Annotated in this window: 14 protein-coding genes; 2 read left to right on the forward strand and 12 right to left on the reverse strand. The window is 74.7% G+C overall.

Annotation, left to right across the window (positions count from 1 at the left end; translation table 11 throughout):
• Positions 1 to 4 precede the first annotated feature (4 nt).
• Complete coding sequence (locus ACWCOM_RS11475; protein WP_454548879.1) at positions 5 to 2269, reverse strand: polyribonucleotide nucleotidyltransferase; 2265 nt, start codon at positions 2267 to 2269, stop codon at positions 5 to 7.
• A 256-nt stretch (positions 2270 to 2525) separates the two neighbouring features.
• Positions 2526 to 2795: a 30S ribosomal protein S15 gene (rpsO, locus tag ACWCOM_RS11480; RefSeq protein ID WP_162459734.1), complete on the reverse strand. Its 270-nt coding sequence runs from the start codon at positions 2793 to 2795 to the stop codon at positions 2526 to 2528.
• Positions 2796 to 3055: 260 nt separating this feature from the next.
• Here rpsO and ACWCOM_RS11485 point away from each other — a divergent pair, with 260 nt between their 5' ends.
• Positions 3056 to 3925 (forward strand): aldo/keto reductase, encoded by an 870-nt coding sequence (locus tag ACWCOM_RS11485; RefSeq protein ID WP_454548880.1) that lies wholly within the window; start codon positions 3056 to 3058, stop codon positions 3923 to 3925.
• 18 nt (positions 3926 to 3943) lie between these two features.
• Here the strand turns inward: ACWCOM_RS11485 and ACWCOM_RS11490 are convergent, their stop codons facing one another.
• The 10 genes from ACWCOM_RS11490 to ACWCOM_RS11535 all read right to left on the reverse strand — a co-directional run bounded on the left by ACWCOM_RS11490 (position 3944) and on the right by ACWCOM_RS11535 (position 13573).
• Positions 3944 to 4933, reverse strand: a complete 990-nt coding sequence (locus tag ACWCOM_RS11490; protein WP_454548881.1) for a bifunctional riboflavin kinase/FAD synthetase — start codon at positions 4931 to 4933, stop codon at positions 3944 to 3946.
• A gap of 48 nt (positions 4934 to 4981) precedes the next feature.
• On the reverse strand, positions 4982 to 5596 hold the full coding sequence (locus ACWCOM_RS11495) for a GNAT family N-acetyltransferase (protein WP_454548882.1): 615 nt from the start codon (positions 5594 to 5596) through the stop codon (positions 4982 to 4984).
• Positions 5597 to 5723: 127 nt separating this feature from the next.
• Positions 5724 to 6203 carry a hypothetical protein gene (locus ACWCOM_RS11500; RefSeq protein WP_454548883.1) on the reverse strand — a complete coding sequence of 160 codons (480 nt, stop codon included), beginning with the start codon at positions 6201 to 6203 and terminating at the stop codon, positions 5724 to 5726.
• Positions 6204 to 6246: 43 nt separating this feature from the next.
• Positions 6247 to 6618 carry a hypothetical protein gene (locus ACWCOM_RS11505; RefSeq protein ID WP_454548884.1) on the reverse strand — a complete coding sequence of 124 codons (372 nt, stop codon included), beginning with the start codon at positions 6616 to 6618 and terminating at the stop codon, positions 6247 to 6249.
• Positions 6618 to 7664 (reverse strand): tRNA pseudouridine(55) synthase TruB, encoded by a 1047-nt coding sequence (truB, locus tag ACWCOM_RS11510; RefSeq protein WP_454548885.1) that lies wholly within the window; start codon positions 7662 to 7664, stop codon positions 6618 to 6620. Before truB ends, ACWCOM_RS11505 begins: the two co-directional genes overlap by 1 nt.
• A 20-nt stretch (positions 7665 to 7684) precedes the next feature.
• Positions 7685 to 8134: a 30S ribosome-binding factor RbfA gene (rbfA, locus tag ACWCOM_RS11515; RefSeq protein WP_047802801.1), complete on the reverse strand. Its 450-nt coding sequence runs from the start codon at positions 8132 to 8134 to the stop codon at positions 7685 to 7687.
• A 133-nt stretch (positions 8135 to 8267) separates the two neighbouring features.
• Positions 8268 to 11135, reverse strand: coding sequence for a translation initiation factor IF-2 (gene infB, locus ACWCOM_RS11520; RefSeq protein ID WP_454548886.1), 2868 nt, complete (start codon positions 11133 to 11135; stop codon positions 8268 to 8270).
• Between the two features lie 142 nt (positions 11136 to 11277).
• Positions 11278 to 11688, reverse strand: a complete 411-nt coding sequence (locus tag ACWCOM_RS11525; protein ID WP_454548887.1) for a YlxR family protein — start codon at positions 11686 to 11688, stop codon at positions 11278 to 11280.
• Positions 11689 to 11881: 193 nt separating this feature from the next.
• A complete protein-coding gene (gene nusA / locus ACWCOM_RS11530) occupies positions 11882 to 12862 on the reverse strand; it encodes a transcription termination factor NusA (RefSeq protein WP_454548888.1) in 981 nt (326 codons plus the stop codon).
• 192 nt (positions 12863 to 13054) lie between these two features.
• The gene (locus ACWCOM_RS11535) at positions 13055 to 13573 is read right to left on the reverse strand and encodes a ribosome maturation factor RimP (RefSeq protein ID WP_454548889.1); all 519 of its coding nucleotides are present in this window, start codon (positions 13571 to 13573) and stop codon (positions 13055 to 13057) included.
• Positions 13574 to 13673: 100 nt separating this feature from the next.
• Here ACWCOM_RS11535 and ACWCOM_RS11540 point away from each other — a divergent pair, with 100 nt between their 5' ends.
• A complete protein-coding gene (locus ACWCOM_RS11540; RefSeq protein ID WP_454548890.1) occupies positions 13674 to 14627 on the forward strand; it encodes a hypothetical protein in 954 nt (317 codons plus the stop codon).
• Positions 14628 to 14659: the final 32 nt, after the last annotated feature.

The raw sequence follows: 14659 nt of genomic DNA on the forward strand, positions 1-14659 counted from the left end.
CGGCTCAGACCTCGGAGGCGCCGTCGTCCTCGGGGAAGACGTTGGGCTCCTCCGCGACCACCGGGGCCAGCGAGAGCTTGCCGCGGTCGTCGACCTTGGTGATCTCCACCTGGACCTTCTGGCCCACGCCGAGGACGTCCTCGACGTCGGTGACGCGCTTGCCCTCGTTGAGCTTGCGCAGCTCCGAGATGTGCAGCAGGCCGTCCTTGCCCGGGGTCAGGGAGACGAAGGCGCCGAAGGTCGTGGTCTTGACCACGGTGCCCAGGTAGCGCTCGCCGACCTCCGGGACCTGCGGGTTGGCGATCGCGTTGATCGCCGCGCGGGCCGCCTCGGCCGAGGGGCCGTCGGTGGCGCCGATGTAGACGGTGCCGTCGTCCTCGATCGAGATGTCGGTGCCGGTGTCCTCCTGGATCTGGTTGATCATCTTGCCCTTGGGGCCGATGACCTCGCCGATCTTGGAGACGGGCACCGTCACGGAGATCACGCGCGGGGCGAACTCGCTCATCTCGTCCGGCCGGTCGATGGCGGCGTTGAGCACCCCGAGGATGTGCAGCCGGGCCTCGCGGGCCTGGGTCAGGGCCGCGTCCAGGACGGAGGAGGGGATGCCGTCCAGCTTGGTGTCGAGCTGGATGGCGGTCACGAACTCGGCGGTGCCGGCGACCTTGAAGTCCATGTCACCCAGCGCGTCCTCCGCGCCCAGGATGTCGGTCAGCGCGGCGTAGCGGGTCTCCCCGTCCACCTCGTCCGAGACCAGGCCCATGGCGATGCCGGCCACCGGGGCGCGCAGCGGCACGCCGGCGTTGAGCAGCGACAGGGTCGAGGCGCACACGGAGCCCATCGACGTGGAGCCGTTGGAGCCCAGCGCCTCCGAGACCTGGCGGATGGCGTAGGGGAACTCCTCGCGGGAGGGCAGCACCGGGGTGATGGCCCGCTCGGCCAGCGCCCCGTGGCCGATCTCGCGGCGCTTCGGGGAGCCCACGCGGCCGGTCTCGCCGGTGGAGTAGGGCGGGAAGTTGTAGTGGTGCACGTAGCGCTTGTGCTTGACCGGGGACAGCGAGTCGATCTGCTGCTCCATCTTGAGCATGTTCAGCGTGGTGACGCCCATGATCTGGGTCTCGCCGCGCTCGAAGATCGCCGAGCCGTGCACCCGGGGCAGGACCTCCACCTCGGCGGTGAGCTGGCGGATGTCCGTCAGGCCGCGGCCGTCGATGCGCACCTGCTCGGTGAGGATCCGCTGGCGCACGGTCTGCTTGGTCAGGGCCTGGTAGGCGCCGTTGACCTCGTCCTTGCGGTCCGCGAAGGGCTTGCCCTCCCCGGTCAGCTCCGCCAGGGTCGACCGGTGGAGCTCGTCGGTCGCGGCCTCGCGCTCCTGCTTGCCGGGGATCGAGTAGACCTCGGCGAGCCGGGTGCCGACGGCGGCCGCCACGGCCTCCTTGACGTCGTCGCCGAAGCCGCCGAAGCGCGGCAGCTCCAGGGCGGGCTTGCCGGCGCGGGCCTTGAGGTCGGCCTGGGCGTCGCACAGGGCCTTGATCGCGGGCTTGGCGGCCTCGAGGCCCTGGGCCACGAGCTCCTCCGTGGGGGCCACGGCGCCGTTGTCCTTGATCAGGGTCCAGGAGTTGTCGGTGGCCTCGGCCTCGACCATCATGATCGCGACGTCCTCGGTGCCGTCCCTGCCGGTGACGACCCGCCCGGCCACGGCCATGTCGAACACGGCGTTCTCGAGCTGGGAGTGCTTCGGGAAGGCCACCCACTGGTGCTGGCCGTTCTCCCCGGCCATCAGGGCCATGCGCACGCCGCCGACCGGGCCCTGGAAGGGCATGCCGGACAGGGTGGTGGACATGGACGCGGCGTTGATCGCCACGGTGTTGTAGATCTCGTCCGGGTTGATGGACAGGATCGTCACGACGACCTGGACCTCGTTGCGGATGCCCTTGCCGAAGGCCGGGCGCAGCGGGCGGTCGATGAGGCGGCAGGTGAGGATCGCGTCCGTGGAGGGGCGGCCCTCGCGGCGGAAGAACGAGCCGGGGATGCGCCCGGCGGCGTACATGCGCTCCTCGACGTCGACCGTCAGGGGGAAGAAGTCGAAGCCCTCGCGGGGGGACTTGCCCACCGTGGTGGCCGAGAGCATGGTGGTGTCCTCGTCGATGGAGACGAGGGTGGAGCCGGCGGCCTGCTTGGCGAGGCGGCCGGTCTCGAAGCGCACGACGCGCTTTCCGTAGGAGCCGTTGTCGATGACGGCTTCGGCGTACTGGATCTCGGGACCCTCCAAGGGTCACCTCCGTTTCGTGTCGGCGGGGCGGTCCGCGCGCCACCCGGTCTTCGATCGAGATCCACGGACCGCCGGGGCCCCGAGGGGCCGTCCGGTTTCCGGAGATCACTACCGAGGACCGCGAATGATCGGCGCGGCGGCCCCGTCTGGGGTTCGGTGGTGGTGCTGTGTGCGGTGCTGCTCACCCGTCCGGGGCGGACGGGGTGGTGCTCGGCGGCGCCCGCCCGGGGACCGGGCGGGCGCCGCCGGGGGCCGCCTAGCGGCGCAGGCCGAGGCGCTCGATGAGCGTGCGGTAGCGCGTGATGTCGGTGTCGTGCAGGTAGGTCAGCATGCGGCGGCGGCGACCGACCAGGGCCATCAGGCCGCGGCGGGTGTGGTGGTCGTGCTTGTGCTGCTTCAGGTGCTCCGTCAGATCGGCGATCCGGCGGGTCAGGACCGCGATCTGCACCTCGGGCGAACCGGTGTCGCCCTCGTGGGTGGCGAAGTCCTGGATGATCTGCTGCTTGACGGCGGCGTCGAGTGCCACGTGTAACTCCGTTCGAGTCAGTACCGTGCGGCCCGGGCGGCGGGTTCGCCGCCGGGTCCCGGGAGCTCCCGGGGGCCCGACAACCACGGACTGCAGTCGGACCGCCCTCAAGTCTACCGGACGCGCGCAGATCGCCCCAGCGCGGCGGCCCGCGGCGCGCTGGGCTGGGTGCTCCCGGGGCCGTGGGCCAAGATGGGAGGGACACCACGACCAGGGCCCGGCGCGCACCCGCGCCCGGGCACGGAACACAGGAGCAGCCCGTGAGCAAGGACACCCACGAGGGCCGGGGCCCCGAGCCCGCCGGCCGCACGCACACCATGCGGGACGGCCGGCGGATCCCCGTGATCGGCCTGGGGACCTACCCCATGGACGACGCCGAGGCGGAGGCGAACGTCGCCGAGGCGCTGATGCTCGGCTACCGGATGGTCGACACGGCCATGAACTACGGCAACGAGACCGGGGTGGGCCGCGGGGTCGCCGCCTCCGGCGTCCCCCGCGACGAGCTGTTCCTGACCACCAAGCTGCCGGGCCGGGACCACGGCACCGACGCCGTGCGCCGCTCCCTCGACGGGTCCCTGCGGCGGCTGGGCACCGACCACGTGGACCTCTACCTCATCCACTGGCCGAACCCGTCGGTGGACCGCTACGTGGAGACGTGGCGGACCATGCTGGAGCTGCAGGAGGAGGGCCTCGTCCGCTCGGTGGGGGTGTCCAACTTCACCCCGGCGCACATCCGCCGCCTCGTGGCGGAGACCGGGGCGACCCCGGCGGTGAACCAGGTCGAGCTGCACCCGCAGTACCAGCAGGATCGGCTGCGGGAGTTCCACGAGGAGCACCGCATCGTCACCCAGGCGTGGTCCCCGCTGGGCCGCAAGACGGACCTCCTCCAGCACGAGTGGATCGCGCGGATCGCCCGCCGGACCGGGCGCACCCCGGCGCAGGTCGTGCTGCGCTGGCACCTGCAGTCCCGGACCGTGCCGATCCCGAAGACCTCCGACACCCGGCGGATGGCCGAGAACCTGGACGTCCTCGACTGGGAGCTCGACGAGGAGCAGATGCAGCGGCTGCAGATGCTGCACACCGGGATCAGCGGCTCGGGCTTCGACCCGAACACCCACGAGGAGATGTAGCGCGGTGCCGCCGGGGGCTCAGCCCTCGGCGGCCAGGATCCGGCGGGTGCGGGCCACGTCCTCGTCCATCTGCGCCACGAGCTTGTCGACGCCCTCGTAGGCGACCATCCCGCGCAGCCGCTCCACGAACTCGACGACCACGTCCTGGCCGTAGAGGTCGAAGTCCTCGACCCGCTCCGCGGGGCGGTCGATGACGTGGGCCTCCACCTGCCGCGGGACGTTCTCGAACGTGGGGTTGGAGCCCACGGAGATCGCGGTGGGCCAGCGGGTGCCGTGGGCGTCGACCAGCCAGCCGGCGTAGACGCCGTCCGCGGGGACGAACCCGGCCGTCTCGGCGGCCAGGTTGGCCGTGGGGTAGCCCAGCTCCCGCCCCCGGGCCGCCCCGTGCACCACCTCCCCGCGCACCCGGTGGTTGCGCCCGAGCAGCCGGGCGGCGGCGCGCACGTCCCCGGCCTGCAGGCACGAGCGGATCCACGTCGACGAGCAGCGCCGCTCGCCCGGCGGGGCGTGCCGGGAGTCCTCCCCGTCCAGCGGGTCGAGCAGGTCGTCGACCACCCGGACCTCGAAGCCGTGCCGCTCCCCCAGCTCCCGCAGCGTGTCGATGTTGCCGGAGTTGCCCCGGCCCAGGCGGGTGTCGGAGCCGACCACCAGGCAGCGGGCGCCGAGCGGCCCGACCAGGGTGCCCAGCACGAACTCCTCGGTGGTCTGCTCGGCGAACTCCAGGGTGTAGGCCAGCACGAGCACCGCGTCCGCCCCGGTCTGCTCGAGGGCGTCGAGCTTGTCCTCGGTGCCCATGATCAGCCCCGGCGGGCTGTCCGGCCGGTGCACCCGGGCGGGGTGCGGGTCGAACGTCACCACGACCGAGGCCCAGCCGCGCTCGCGGGCGGAGCTGACGAGCTGGGACATCACCTGCTGGTGGCCCCGGTGGACGCCGTCGAAGTTGCCGAGGGTGACCACCGACGGGCCGAAGCCCGCGGGGACGTCAGAGAGGTCTCGCCAGCGGAACACGGTTCTCCTCGCAGGATCGGGACAGGCAGGAACAGGGCGGGGCGGGGGTCAGCGCCGCGCGCCGGGCGGGGGCGGGCCGTCCCAGGCGGCCTGGGGGGCGCGGGGGTCGTCGGCCCCGAGGGTGAGGATCCAGGCGTCCACGGAGGCGCCGCGCTGCTCCATGAACCCGTCGATGCGCACCGGCGAGCGGAACCCCAGCTTCCACGCGAGCTTCCGGCTGGCCCAGTTGGGGACCTTCGCCACCCAGTAAGCATAGGTCAGGCCCAGGTGCTCGAAGCCGTGCGCGAGCAGCAGCCGGCAGGCGGCCTCGGCGGCCCCGGTGCCCCGGGCGTGCGGGCCGAAGTTGAGCCCGACGTCGGCGGTGGTGCCGCGCAGCGCGTTGAACCCCACGGTGCCGTAGAGACGGTCGGTCGCGGCGTCGGCGGCGGCCCAGTTGTACTCGCGGCCCGCGCGCCAGGCCTCGGGGACGAAGTGCTCGACGTACCACCGGGCGTCGGCGTCCGTGTAGCCCAGCGGCACGGTGGTGAACTCGGCGGCCGCGGGGTCCGCGCAGTTGCGGGCCAGCTGCGGGACGTCGCGCTCGTCGAGGCGGCGCAGGACCACGGTCCCGTCGGTGAGGACGGGGACGTCGTAGTCTCCGGCGCCGTCGGGGCGTGCGGGCATGGGCGTGGTCCTTTCGGGAGGGGTGCGGCGCGGGGCGCTCCGGCCCGCGCACGAGCCTACCCGCTGCCGGCGCCCGCCCGGCGCCCGCCCGGCGCGCGCTCGGGACGGGCGGGCGCCGGCGGGGTGCTCAGGCCCCCGGGGCCCCGGCCCGGGGACGGGAGCGCCACAGCCACGCGAGCCCGGCCAGGGGCAGGACCAGCGGCACGTAGCCGTAGCCCTCGCCGAAGTGCGACCACACGCTGGCCTCGGGGAAGAGCCCGGGGGCGAGCACCGAGAGCAGCCCCACGCCGAGCACCCCGCACAGCTCGACCAGCACCGCCGCCACGGCCACGCGGTACCAGCGGGCGCCGGGCCGGGCCAGGGCCACGGTGGCCAGCACGTACACCGCCGCGGCGAGGGCGGAGAGCAGGTACGGCAGCGGGGCGGCGCCGAAGTCGGTGAGGATCTGGTACAGGGAGCGGACCCCGGCGGAGAGGGAGAACACCGCGTAGACCACCACGACGAGACGGCCGAGGCCCGAGGACTTCCGGTCGGCGCGCACGCCACCCGCCCGGGGTCCGAAGCGCTGCTGCAGCCGGGTGCGGCCGGGCTCGGGCTGGTGGTTCATCGGGCGGTCTCCTGGTCGGGCGGGTCGGACGGCGGGCGGGGGCTCACTGGTAGTACCAGATGAAGTTCATGCGGTAGACCATGATCACCACCACCGGCCCCGCGGCGGCGAGCACGTAGTTGGACCAGGCCGAGCGCTCCACCAACGACCACACGAAGGTCCCGGCGGGGATGAGCAGCGCGGTCAGCAGGTAGCCCCAGTACTCGAGGGCCGAGCCGGTGGGCGCGGGGCCCAGCACGTGCATCACGACCGAGCCCACCGCGTAGGCGAGCAGGAAGGCCTCCAGCAGCAGCACGGAGCCCTGGGTGACGTCGTCGGGCCGCCGGCCCCGCAGGGCCTGCACCGCGCACACCAGGAAGGACGCACCGCCGAGCAGCACGGCGGCCCAGAACCAGCCGTCGTAGCCCCACAGCATCAGCGGTCCCGTCCCGGCGCGGCGGGCGGCTCGGCGGCGCTGAACCGCTCCCCCGGCAGGAAGACCAGCACGGGCTTGGCCGTGCGGGCGCCGCGGTTGCCCCGGTCCTGCAGCAGCGCCACGAGCCGCCCGTCCGGGGCGAGGCCGGCGGTGACGACGTCGTTGTCCAGGGGGCCCTCCGCCGGGTCCCCGGCGGAGGGCCCGATCCGGCGCCCGTCGGCGAGGTCCCCGGCCTCGGCGGCCGTGAGCCGGCGGACGGGGAACAGCCCCGCGGCGGCCTGCTCGAGGGTGGTCACCGGCAGGGGGCGGCCCGCGGCGACGTCGGCCGAGAGCTGCTCCAGGGTGGCGGCGTGCTCGAGGGTGAGGGCGCCCACGCGGGTGCGCCGCAGGGCGGTGAGGTGCCCGCCGACGCCCAGGGCCTCGCCGAGGTCCCGCGCCAGGGCGCGCACGTAGGTGCCGGTGCTGCAGGAGACGGTGGCCTCGACGTCGAGGACGGGCCGGCCGGCGTCGTCGTGGGTCCGGGTGGTGCGGTGCACGTCGAAGGCGGAGACCGTCACGGGACGGGCCGCGAGCTCCACGTCGTCCCCGGCGCGCACCCGGGCGTAGGCCCGCCGGCCGTCGACCTTGATGGCGCTGACCTTGGCGGGGACCTGCTCGATGGCCCCGGTGAGCCGGGCGACCGCCGCGGTCACGGCCCCGTCGGTGAGGGCCGCCACGGCGGCGGGCTCCGCCGCCGCGACCAGCTCCCCCTCGGCGTCGTCGGTCACCGTCGCCTGGCCCAGCCGGATGGTGGCCTCGTAGGTCTTGTCCTGGCCGACCACCCAGGTCAGCAGGCGGGTGGCCTTCTCCACGCCCACCACGAGCACCCCGGTGGCCATGGGGTCCAGGGTCCCGGCGTGGCCGACCTTCCGGGTGCCGGCGAGCCGGCGCATCCGGGCGACGACGTCGTGGCTGGTCCAGCCGGCGGGCTTGTCCACGACCACGAGCCCGGACACCGTCGGCAGGGACGGGTCCGGGCTCGGGACGTCGTGCGGGGCGCGGGCCACCGGTCCGGTGCCTGCCGCGCTCAGCGGGACGGGGAGGACTCGTCGTCCTCCTCGGCCGGCCTGCGGTAGGGGTCCTCCCCCGCCGCCCAGGTGGCCGAGGCGGCCTGCGCGGCGACCTCGGCGTCCTTCTCCTTGGCGGCGCGCAGCACCTCCTCCAGGTGGGAGGCGTTCACGGGGATCTCGTCCGGGACGAACGTGAGGGTCGGGGTGAGGCGGGCCGTGATGTTGCGGCCGACCTCGCTGCGCAGGACGCCCTTGGCGGACTCCAGGGCCGCACGGGTGCTCTCCTGCTCCTCCGCGGTGCCGAAGACCGTGTAGTACAGCGTCGCGTGCTGGAGGTCGTTGGTCACCCGGGCGTCCGTGATGGTCACGAAGCCGAGCCGGGGGTCCTTGACCCGGCGCTCGAGCGCCTGGGCCACGACCACCTTGATCCGGTCGGCGAGTCGGGCGGCGCGTGCTGCGTCAGCCATGGTGGGTGCTCCTCGGTTCATCGGGGGTGCTGTCGGTCGGCGGTGCGGTGCCGCCGACGGGGGCGGCGGCACGGACGGGTCCGTCCGCGCCCCCGGGGCGGCCCAGCGCGCGGGTCGCGGGGCCGGGGACGGGTCAGGCGCGCGGCTTCTCGCGCATCTCCCACGTCTCGATGAGGTCGCCCTCGCGGATGTCGTTGAAGGACCCGAGCCCGATACCGCACTCGTAGCCCTCGCGGACCTCGGTCGCGTCGTCCTTGAACCGGCGCAGCGAGTCGATCGAGAGGTTCTCCGCCACCACGCTGCCGTCCCGGACCAGCCGGGCCTTGGAGTTGCGGCGGATGGTGCCCTTGGTGATGTAGGCACCGGCGATGTTGCCCCACTTGGAGGAGCGGTACACCTCGCGGATCTCGGCGGTGCCGAGCTCCACCTCCTCGTACTCCGGCTTGAGCATGCCCTTGAGCGCGCTCTCGACGTCGTCGATGGCGTTGTAGATCACCGAGTAGAACTTCATCTCGACGCCCTCGCGGTCGGCCAGCTCCGTCACGCGCTCGGCGGGACGGACGTTGAAGCCGATGATGATGGCGTTGTCGACGGTCGCCAGGTTGACGTCGTTCTGGGTGATCGCGCCCACACCGCGGTGGATGACGCGCAGCTGGACCTCCTCGCCCACGTCGATCTTGAGCAGCGAGTCCTCCAGCGCCTCGACGGCACCGGACACGTCGCCCTTGATGATGAGGTTGAGGGTGTCGATCTTGCCCGCGGCCACGGCCTCGTCGAAGGACTCCAGCGTGATCCGCTTGCGCCGCTTGGCGAGCAGCGCGTTGCGGTCCGCCGCCTGGCGCTTCTCGGCGATCTGGCGGGCGGTGCGCTCCTCCGGGGTGGACAGGAACGTGTCGCCGGCGCGGGGCACCGAGTCCAGGCCGAGCACCTGCACCGGCCGCGAGGGACCGGCCTGCTCGACCGACTGGCCGTTCTCGTCGAACATGGCGCGCACGCGGCCGTACGCGGCGCCGGCGACGATCGCGTCGCCGACGCGCAGCGTGCCGGACTGCACGAGCACGGTCGAGACCGCGCCGCGGCCCTTGTCCAGGTTCGCCTCGATGGCCACACCGCGGGCGTCCTTGTTGGGGTTCGCCTGCAGCTCCAGCGCGCCGTCCGCGGTCAGCACGATCGCGTCCAGCAGGTCGTCGATGTTCAGGTTCTGGCGGGCCGAGACGTCGACGAACATGGTGTCGCCGCCGTACTCCTCCGGGACCAGGCCGTACTCGGTGAGCTGACCGCGGATCTTCTCCGGGTTCGCCTCGGGCTTGTCGATCTTGTTGACCGCCACCACGATCGGCACCCCAGCGGCCTGGGCGTGGTTGAGCGCCTCGACCGTCTGCGGCATGACGCCGTCGTCCGCGGCGACCACGAGCACGGCGATGTCCGTCACCTGGGCACCACGGGCACGCATGGCGGTGAACGCCTCGTGGCCCGGGGTGTCGATGAAGGTGATCTGCCGCTCCTGGCCGTCCACCTCGGTCTCGATCTGGTAGGCGCCGATGTGCTGGGTGATGCCGCCGGCCTCCCCCTCGATCACCTTGGTGTTGCGGATCGCGTCGAGCAGGCGGGTCTTGCCGTGGTCGACGTGGCCCATGACGGTCACGACCGGCGGGCGCGCCTCGAGCACGTCGTCGCCCTCGGCCGCGGCCTCCGCCTCCAGGTCGATGTCGAAGGACTCGAAGAGCTCGCGCTCCTCGTCCTCCGGGGACACGACCTGGATCCGGTACCCGAGCTCGGCGCCCAGCAGCTGGAAGGTGTCCTCGTCGAGGGACTGCGTCTGGGTGGCCATCTCGCCGAGGTGGATGAGCACCGTGACGAGGGAGGCCGGGTTCGCGTTGATCTTCTCGGCGAAGTCCGTCAGGGACGCGCCGCGGCGCAGCCGCACGACCGTGGTGCCGTCGCCGTGGGGCACGGAGACGCCGCCGACGGACGGGGCCTTCATCTGCTCGAGCTCCTGGCGCTTCGCCCGCTTCGACTTGCGCTGCTTGCCGCGCGCACCGCCGCGCCCGAAGGCGCCCTGGGTGCCGCCGCGGCCGCCGCGGCCGGGACCGCCGCCGGGACGGGAGAACCCGCCGCCGCCGGCGCCGCCGGGACCGCCGCGCCGGGGGCCGGCTCCGCCGCCGGCCGGCCGGGAGCCGATCGGGGCCACGCCGGAGGTGTGGCCGGGCATCATGTTCGGGCTGGGACGGGCGCCGCCGGGGCGGGGGCCGCCCTGGGGACGGGGACCGCCCTGGCCCTGCGGACGCGGACCGGCCGCGCCCTGGCCCTGCGGGCGGGGACCGGCCGCGCCCTGGGGACGGGGACCGCCCGGACGCTCCGGGCGGCCCGTGCGCATGCCCTGCTGGGCGGCGAACGGGTTGTTGCCCGGGCGGGGGCCGCCGGGACGGGGCCCGCCGGGACGGGGTCCGGCCGAGCCCGGGCGGGGGGCCGCCGAGCCGGGGCGCGGCGCGGCCGAGCCCGGACGGGGCGCCCCGCCGCGGGACATCCCCTGCTGGGTGGCGAACGGGTTGTTGCCGGGGCGGGGCCCGGGGCTGGGTGCCTTGGCGCCCGGCGAGGCGGGACGCTGCGGGGCGGGACGCTCCGGGGCGGCCGGCTGCTCGGCGCGGGCCGCCGGCTGCTGGGGCTGCGCGGGGGCCTGCTGGGCGGGCCGGGCGGCCGGCTTCTCGGCGGGCTTGGCGGCCGCCGGGCTGGGCGCGGCGGAGCCCGGGCGGGCGGACGTGCCGGGCCGGGGGGCGGGACGACCCGACTTCGCCGGGGACGGCGCGCTGCCGCCGGCCGGGCGCGCGGGGGCCTTGTCGGCCTTGTCGGCGAACGCCGAGCGCAGCTTCTTGGCGACGGGGGGCTCGACGGTCGAGGACGCGCCTCGGACGAACTCACCCAGGGTCTGAAGCGTGGAAATCGCTTCCTTGGACGTTATTCCGAGCTCTTTCGCGAGCTCGTGAACGCGGGGCTTGGCCACTTCTCTCCTGTCTCGGTCCGCACCGAAACAGGCACGAACCACTTATTTTCCGTTGAGGCTCCCGGGGTGTCGGCCGTCGACGACGGCGCGCCGGCCCAGGAGGCCGTAGGCAGAGCACAACGAAGCACTCATCGCTGGGCACTCATCGGTTTTCCATCGGTTCTCTGACTCGCTTTCCAGTTCTGACCCGCGTGCGGACGTGGTCACCGGTCCGGTCGGACCGCGCGGGCTGCCGCCCGGGGGCGGCTGTGGTCGGCACTCGTGCGCCCGGTCGCCCGGCCGTCCGCGAGGACAGCAGGGCGTCCAGCTCGGGGGCGATCCCCTCGGTGTCCACGGGGGCCCGGAACGCGCGCTGGAAGGCGCGCCGGCGCAGGGCCGTGTCCAGGCACTCGCGGGAGGGGTGGAGCCAGGCCCCACGACCGCCGAGGCGCCCGGTCCGGTCGAGCACGGCCCTTCGGCCGCCGTCGTCCGGCTCGGTCACCACACGTACGAGCTGGTCAGGGTGGTCGGTGGCCCGGCATCCGATGCACGTGCGACGGGAGTCCGCACTCACTCAGGGCTCCTCGTCTCGCGGCGGGACGTCGGGACGGCCCGCGCGGGCCGGGGATCCGGCCCCGGACAGGGACCACCAACGATCTGACCGTGGACCAGTCTATCCCGGGGACGGCCCTGAGCCGAAACCGGGCGGGCGGAGGCCCGGGGCCGGGCCCGCGCGGCGGCGCGGGCCCGGCCCCGGGGGGGCGGGCTCAGGCCCGCGCGGACGCCTTCGACTCGGGGACGATGTCGATCTTCCAGCCGGTGAGCTTCGCGGCGAGGCGGGCGTTCTGCCCCTCCTTGCCGATGGCCAGGGAGAGCTGGGTGTCGGGGACGACGGCGCGGGAGGAGCGGGCGCGCTCGTCCAGCACGGTGACCCGGGACACCTTGGCCGGGGACAGGGCGTTGGCGATGCAGCGGGCCGGGTCGTCGGACCAGTCCACGATGTCGATCTTCTCGTCGTGCAGCTCGCTCATCACCGCGCGGACCCGGGAGCCCATCTCGCCGATGCAGGCGCCCTTGGCGTTGATCCCGCCCTGGGTGGCGCGCACGGCGATCTTGGTGCGGTGCCCGGCCTCGCGGGCCACGGCCATGATCTCCACGGAGCCGTCGGCGATCTCCGGCACCTCCATCTCGAAGAGCCGGCGCACGAGGTCGGGGTGGGAGCGGGACAGCGTGATGGACGGGCCCTTCATGCCGCGCTTGACCTCGACCACGAAGGTGCGGATCCGCGACCCGTGCAGGTACTTCTCGCCCGGGGACTGCTCGTGCGGGGGCAGCACGCCCTCCACGGTGCCGAGGTCGACCTGCACCATGTGCGGGTTGTGGCCCTGCTGGATCTGCCCGGAGACGATCTCGCCCTCGCGGCCCTTGAAGTGGCCGAGCACGGCGTCGTCCTCGACGTCGCGCAGGCGCTGCAGGATGACCTGGCGGGCCGTGGAGGCCGCGATCCGCCCGAAGCCGGCCGGGGTGTCGTCGAACTCCCCGACCGCCTCGCCGTCCTCGTCCAGCTCGGGGGCCCAGATGGTCACGTGCCCGCTCCGGCGCTCGATCTCGGCGCGGGCGCCCGGCAGCGCCCCGGGGCTCTTCTGGTAGGCCAGCAGCAGGGCCTGCTCGATCGTGGGGATGAGCAGGTCCACGGGGATGTCGCGCTCACGCTCCAGCAGTCGGAGGGTGCTCATATCGATGTCCATGTCCGGCCTTCCTCACGTGTCGACCCCGGGGACGAAACAGCGCGCCGTCGGTGAGGACGGAGCGCTGCCACGGGTCGTGTTCGCACACTCGTTCGTTGTACTCGGTTGTCGTCGCACTGCGGACCGCGGCGCCGGCGGGCGCCGCGGCGTCAACGGCACATCTTACACTCGCCCCGGGGTGCCCCGCGGCGCTCAGTCCGTGAACTCGACCTCCACCTTGGCCCGGCGTACGCGGTCGAACGGCCACCGCTCCGGGTCGAGCAGCCGCGCGGGCATGCCCTTCTTGGCCTGGTGGCTGCGCTGCAGCACCACGCCGTCCGGCGCCACCTCCAGCAGCCGGGCGGTGAACTTCTCCCCCTCCACGGGGGTGACGCGCACCAGGCGGCCGAGCGAGCGCCGCCAGTGCCGGGGCGCGGTCAGCTCCCGGGTGGCCCCCGGGGAGGAGACCTCCAGCTCGTAGGCGGACCCGGGCACGGGGTCGTCCCGGTCCAGGGCGTCGGAGACCGCCCGGGCCACCTCGGCGATCCGGTCGATGTCCACGCTGTCGGTGCGGTCCTCGGGGAGGTCGACGAGCACCTGCAGCACCAGCCCGGTGCCGCTCGGCCGCAGGGCGACGTCCTCCAGGACCAGTCCCGCCTCCTCCACGACCGGCCCGACCAGCTCGGCCAGCCGTCGCTGGTCGTCGGGTCCGGTGCTGCTCTGCTCGCTCACGGGGATCTCCTGGTGCTCTCGGGTCGGGCGGGGTCGCTCCTGCAGATCCTATGATGAAGCGGGCCCCCGCCCTTCTCCTCCCCCCGTCCAGGAGCCCCCGGTGACCGATCCCCGCCCGCCCGCCCGCCGGGCGCTCCCGCCGCTGCCGACGGCGCTGCTGACGGTGCTGGTGGTGCTCCTCGCCGCGGCCGGCGGCTGGTGGCTCGGCGCGGCGCGGCCGGTGCCCCCGGACGAGGCGGCGCGGGCGGAGGCGTGGTCGGGCACGGAGGCGCTGCTGCGGCACCCCTCCCTGGGGGCCCTCGGGGAGGGGGCGGCCGTGCGGGCGGACCTGGACCGCCAGCTCACCGCCCTCGGGCCGGCGCCCGCGGCGCGGGCCGCGCCGCCCTCCCCCGCGGACGCCTCCGGACCTGCGACCCCCGCGGACGCCGAGGACCTCGCCGGCGCCCTGGCGCGCTCGGCCGCGGACCTGGCCCGGGACGCCCTGGCCGCCGAGGACCCCGCCCTGGCCCGCGTCCTCGGCGCCGCCGCGGCCTCGCGGGCGACCACGGCCGGGCGGCTCCGGGAGGACGCCGGGATGCCGCGGCTGTGCCCGCCCGGCGCGGACCCCGGCTCCGGGGCGGCGGATCCCGCCGCGGCGGTGCTGTGGTCCGCGCTGGACCGGGCCGGCTACGCCCTCGAGGCGCTGGCCGCCCGCACCGGGCCGAGCGGCGCCCCGGCGGACGGTGCGCTGCGGCGGGCCCGGGAGGACGTGGCGGAGCTGCTGGAGGAGCCCGTGGCGCGCGGTGCGCTCGCGGCCGAGCCCGGGCTGCGGGCCGGGGCCTACGTCCTGCCCGCGGATCTCGTGCAGGACCCGCACCGGGGTGCCGCGGTCGCGGCCGGCGACGTGCAGGAGGCCGCCGCGCACGCCCTGGCCGGGGGCGGGCCGGCGACGCGCTGCTGGGCGGTGCACGCGCTGGAGCGGGCCGGCACGCTCCGCGCGGAGCTCGGCGGCGAGGTGGACGCCCTGCCCGGGGTGCTCCCCGACGACCCCTCCGCCGCGCCCGGCCTGCCGTGACGCGCGGGGCGCCGGGGTGCCCGGCCACGGCC

The organism is Kocuria sp. KH4, assembly GCF_053711175.1.

Coding starts and splice junctions, on each gene's coding strand:
- ACWCOM_RS11495 (WP_454548882.1), bottom strand. CDS start 5,596: ATGCCCGCACGCCCCGACGGCGCCGGAGACTACGACGTCCCCGTCCTC.
- ACWCOM_RS11500 (WP_454548883.1), bottom strand. CDS start 6,203: ATGAACCACCAGCCCGAGCCCGGCCGCACCCGGCTGCAGCAGCGCTTC.
- ACWCOM_RS11505 (WP_454548884.1), bottom strand. CDS start 6,618: ATGCTGTGGGGCTACGACGGCTGGTTCTGGGCCGCCGTGCTGCTCGGC.
- rbfA (WP_047802801.1), bottom strand. CDS start 8,134: ATGGCTGACGCAGCACGCGCCGCCCGACTCGCCGACCGGATCAAGGTG.
- nusA (WP_454548888.1), bottom strand. CDS start 12,862: ATGGACATCGATATGAGCACCCTCCGACTGCTGGAGCGTGAGCGCGAC.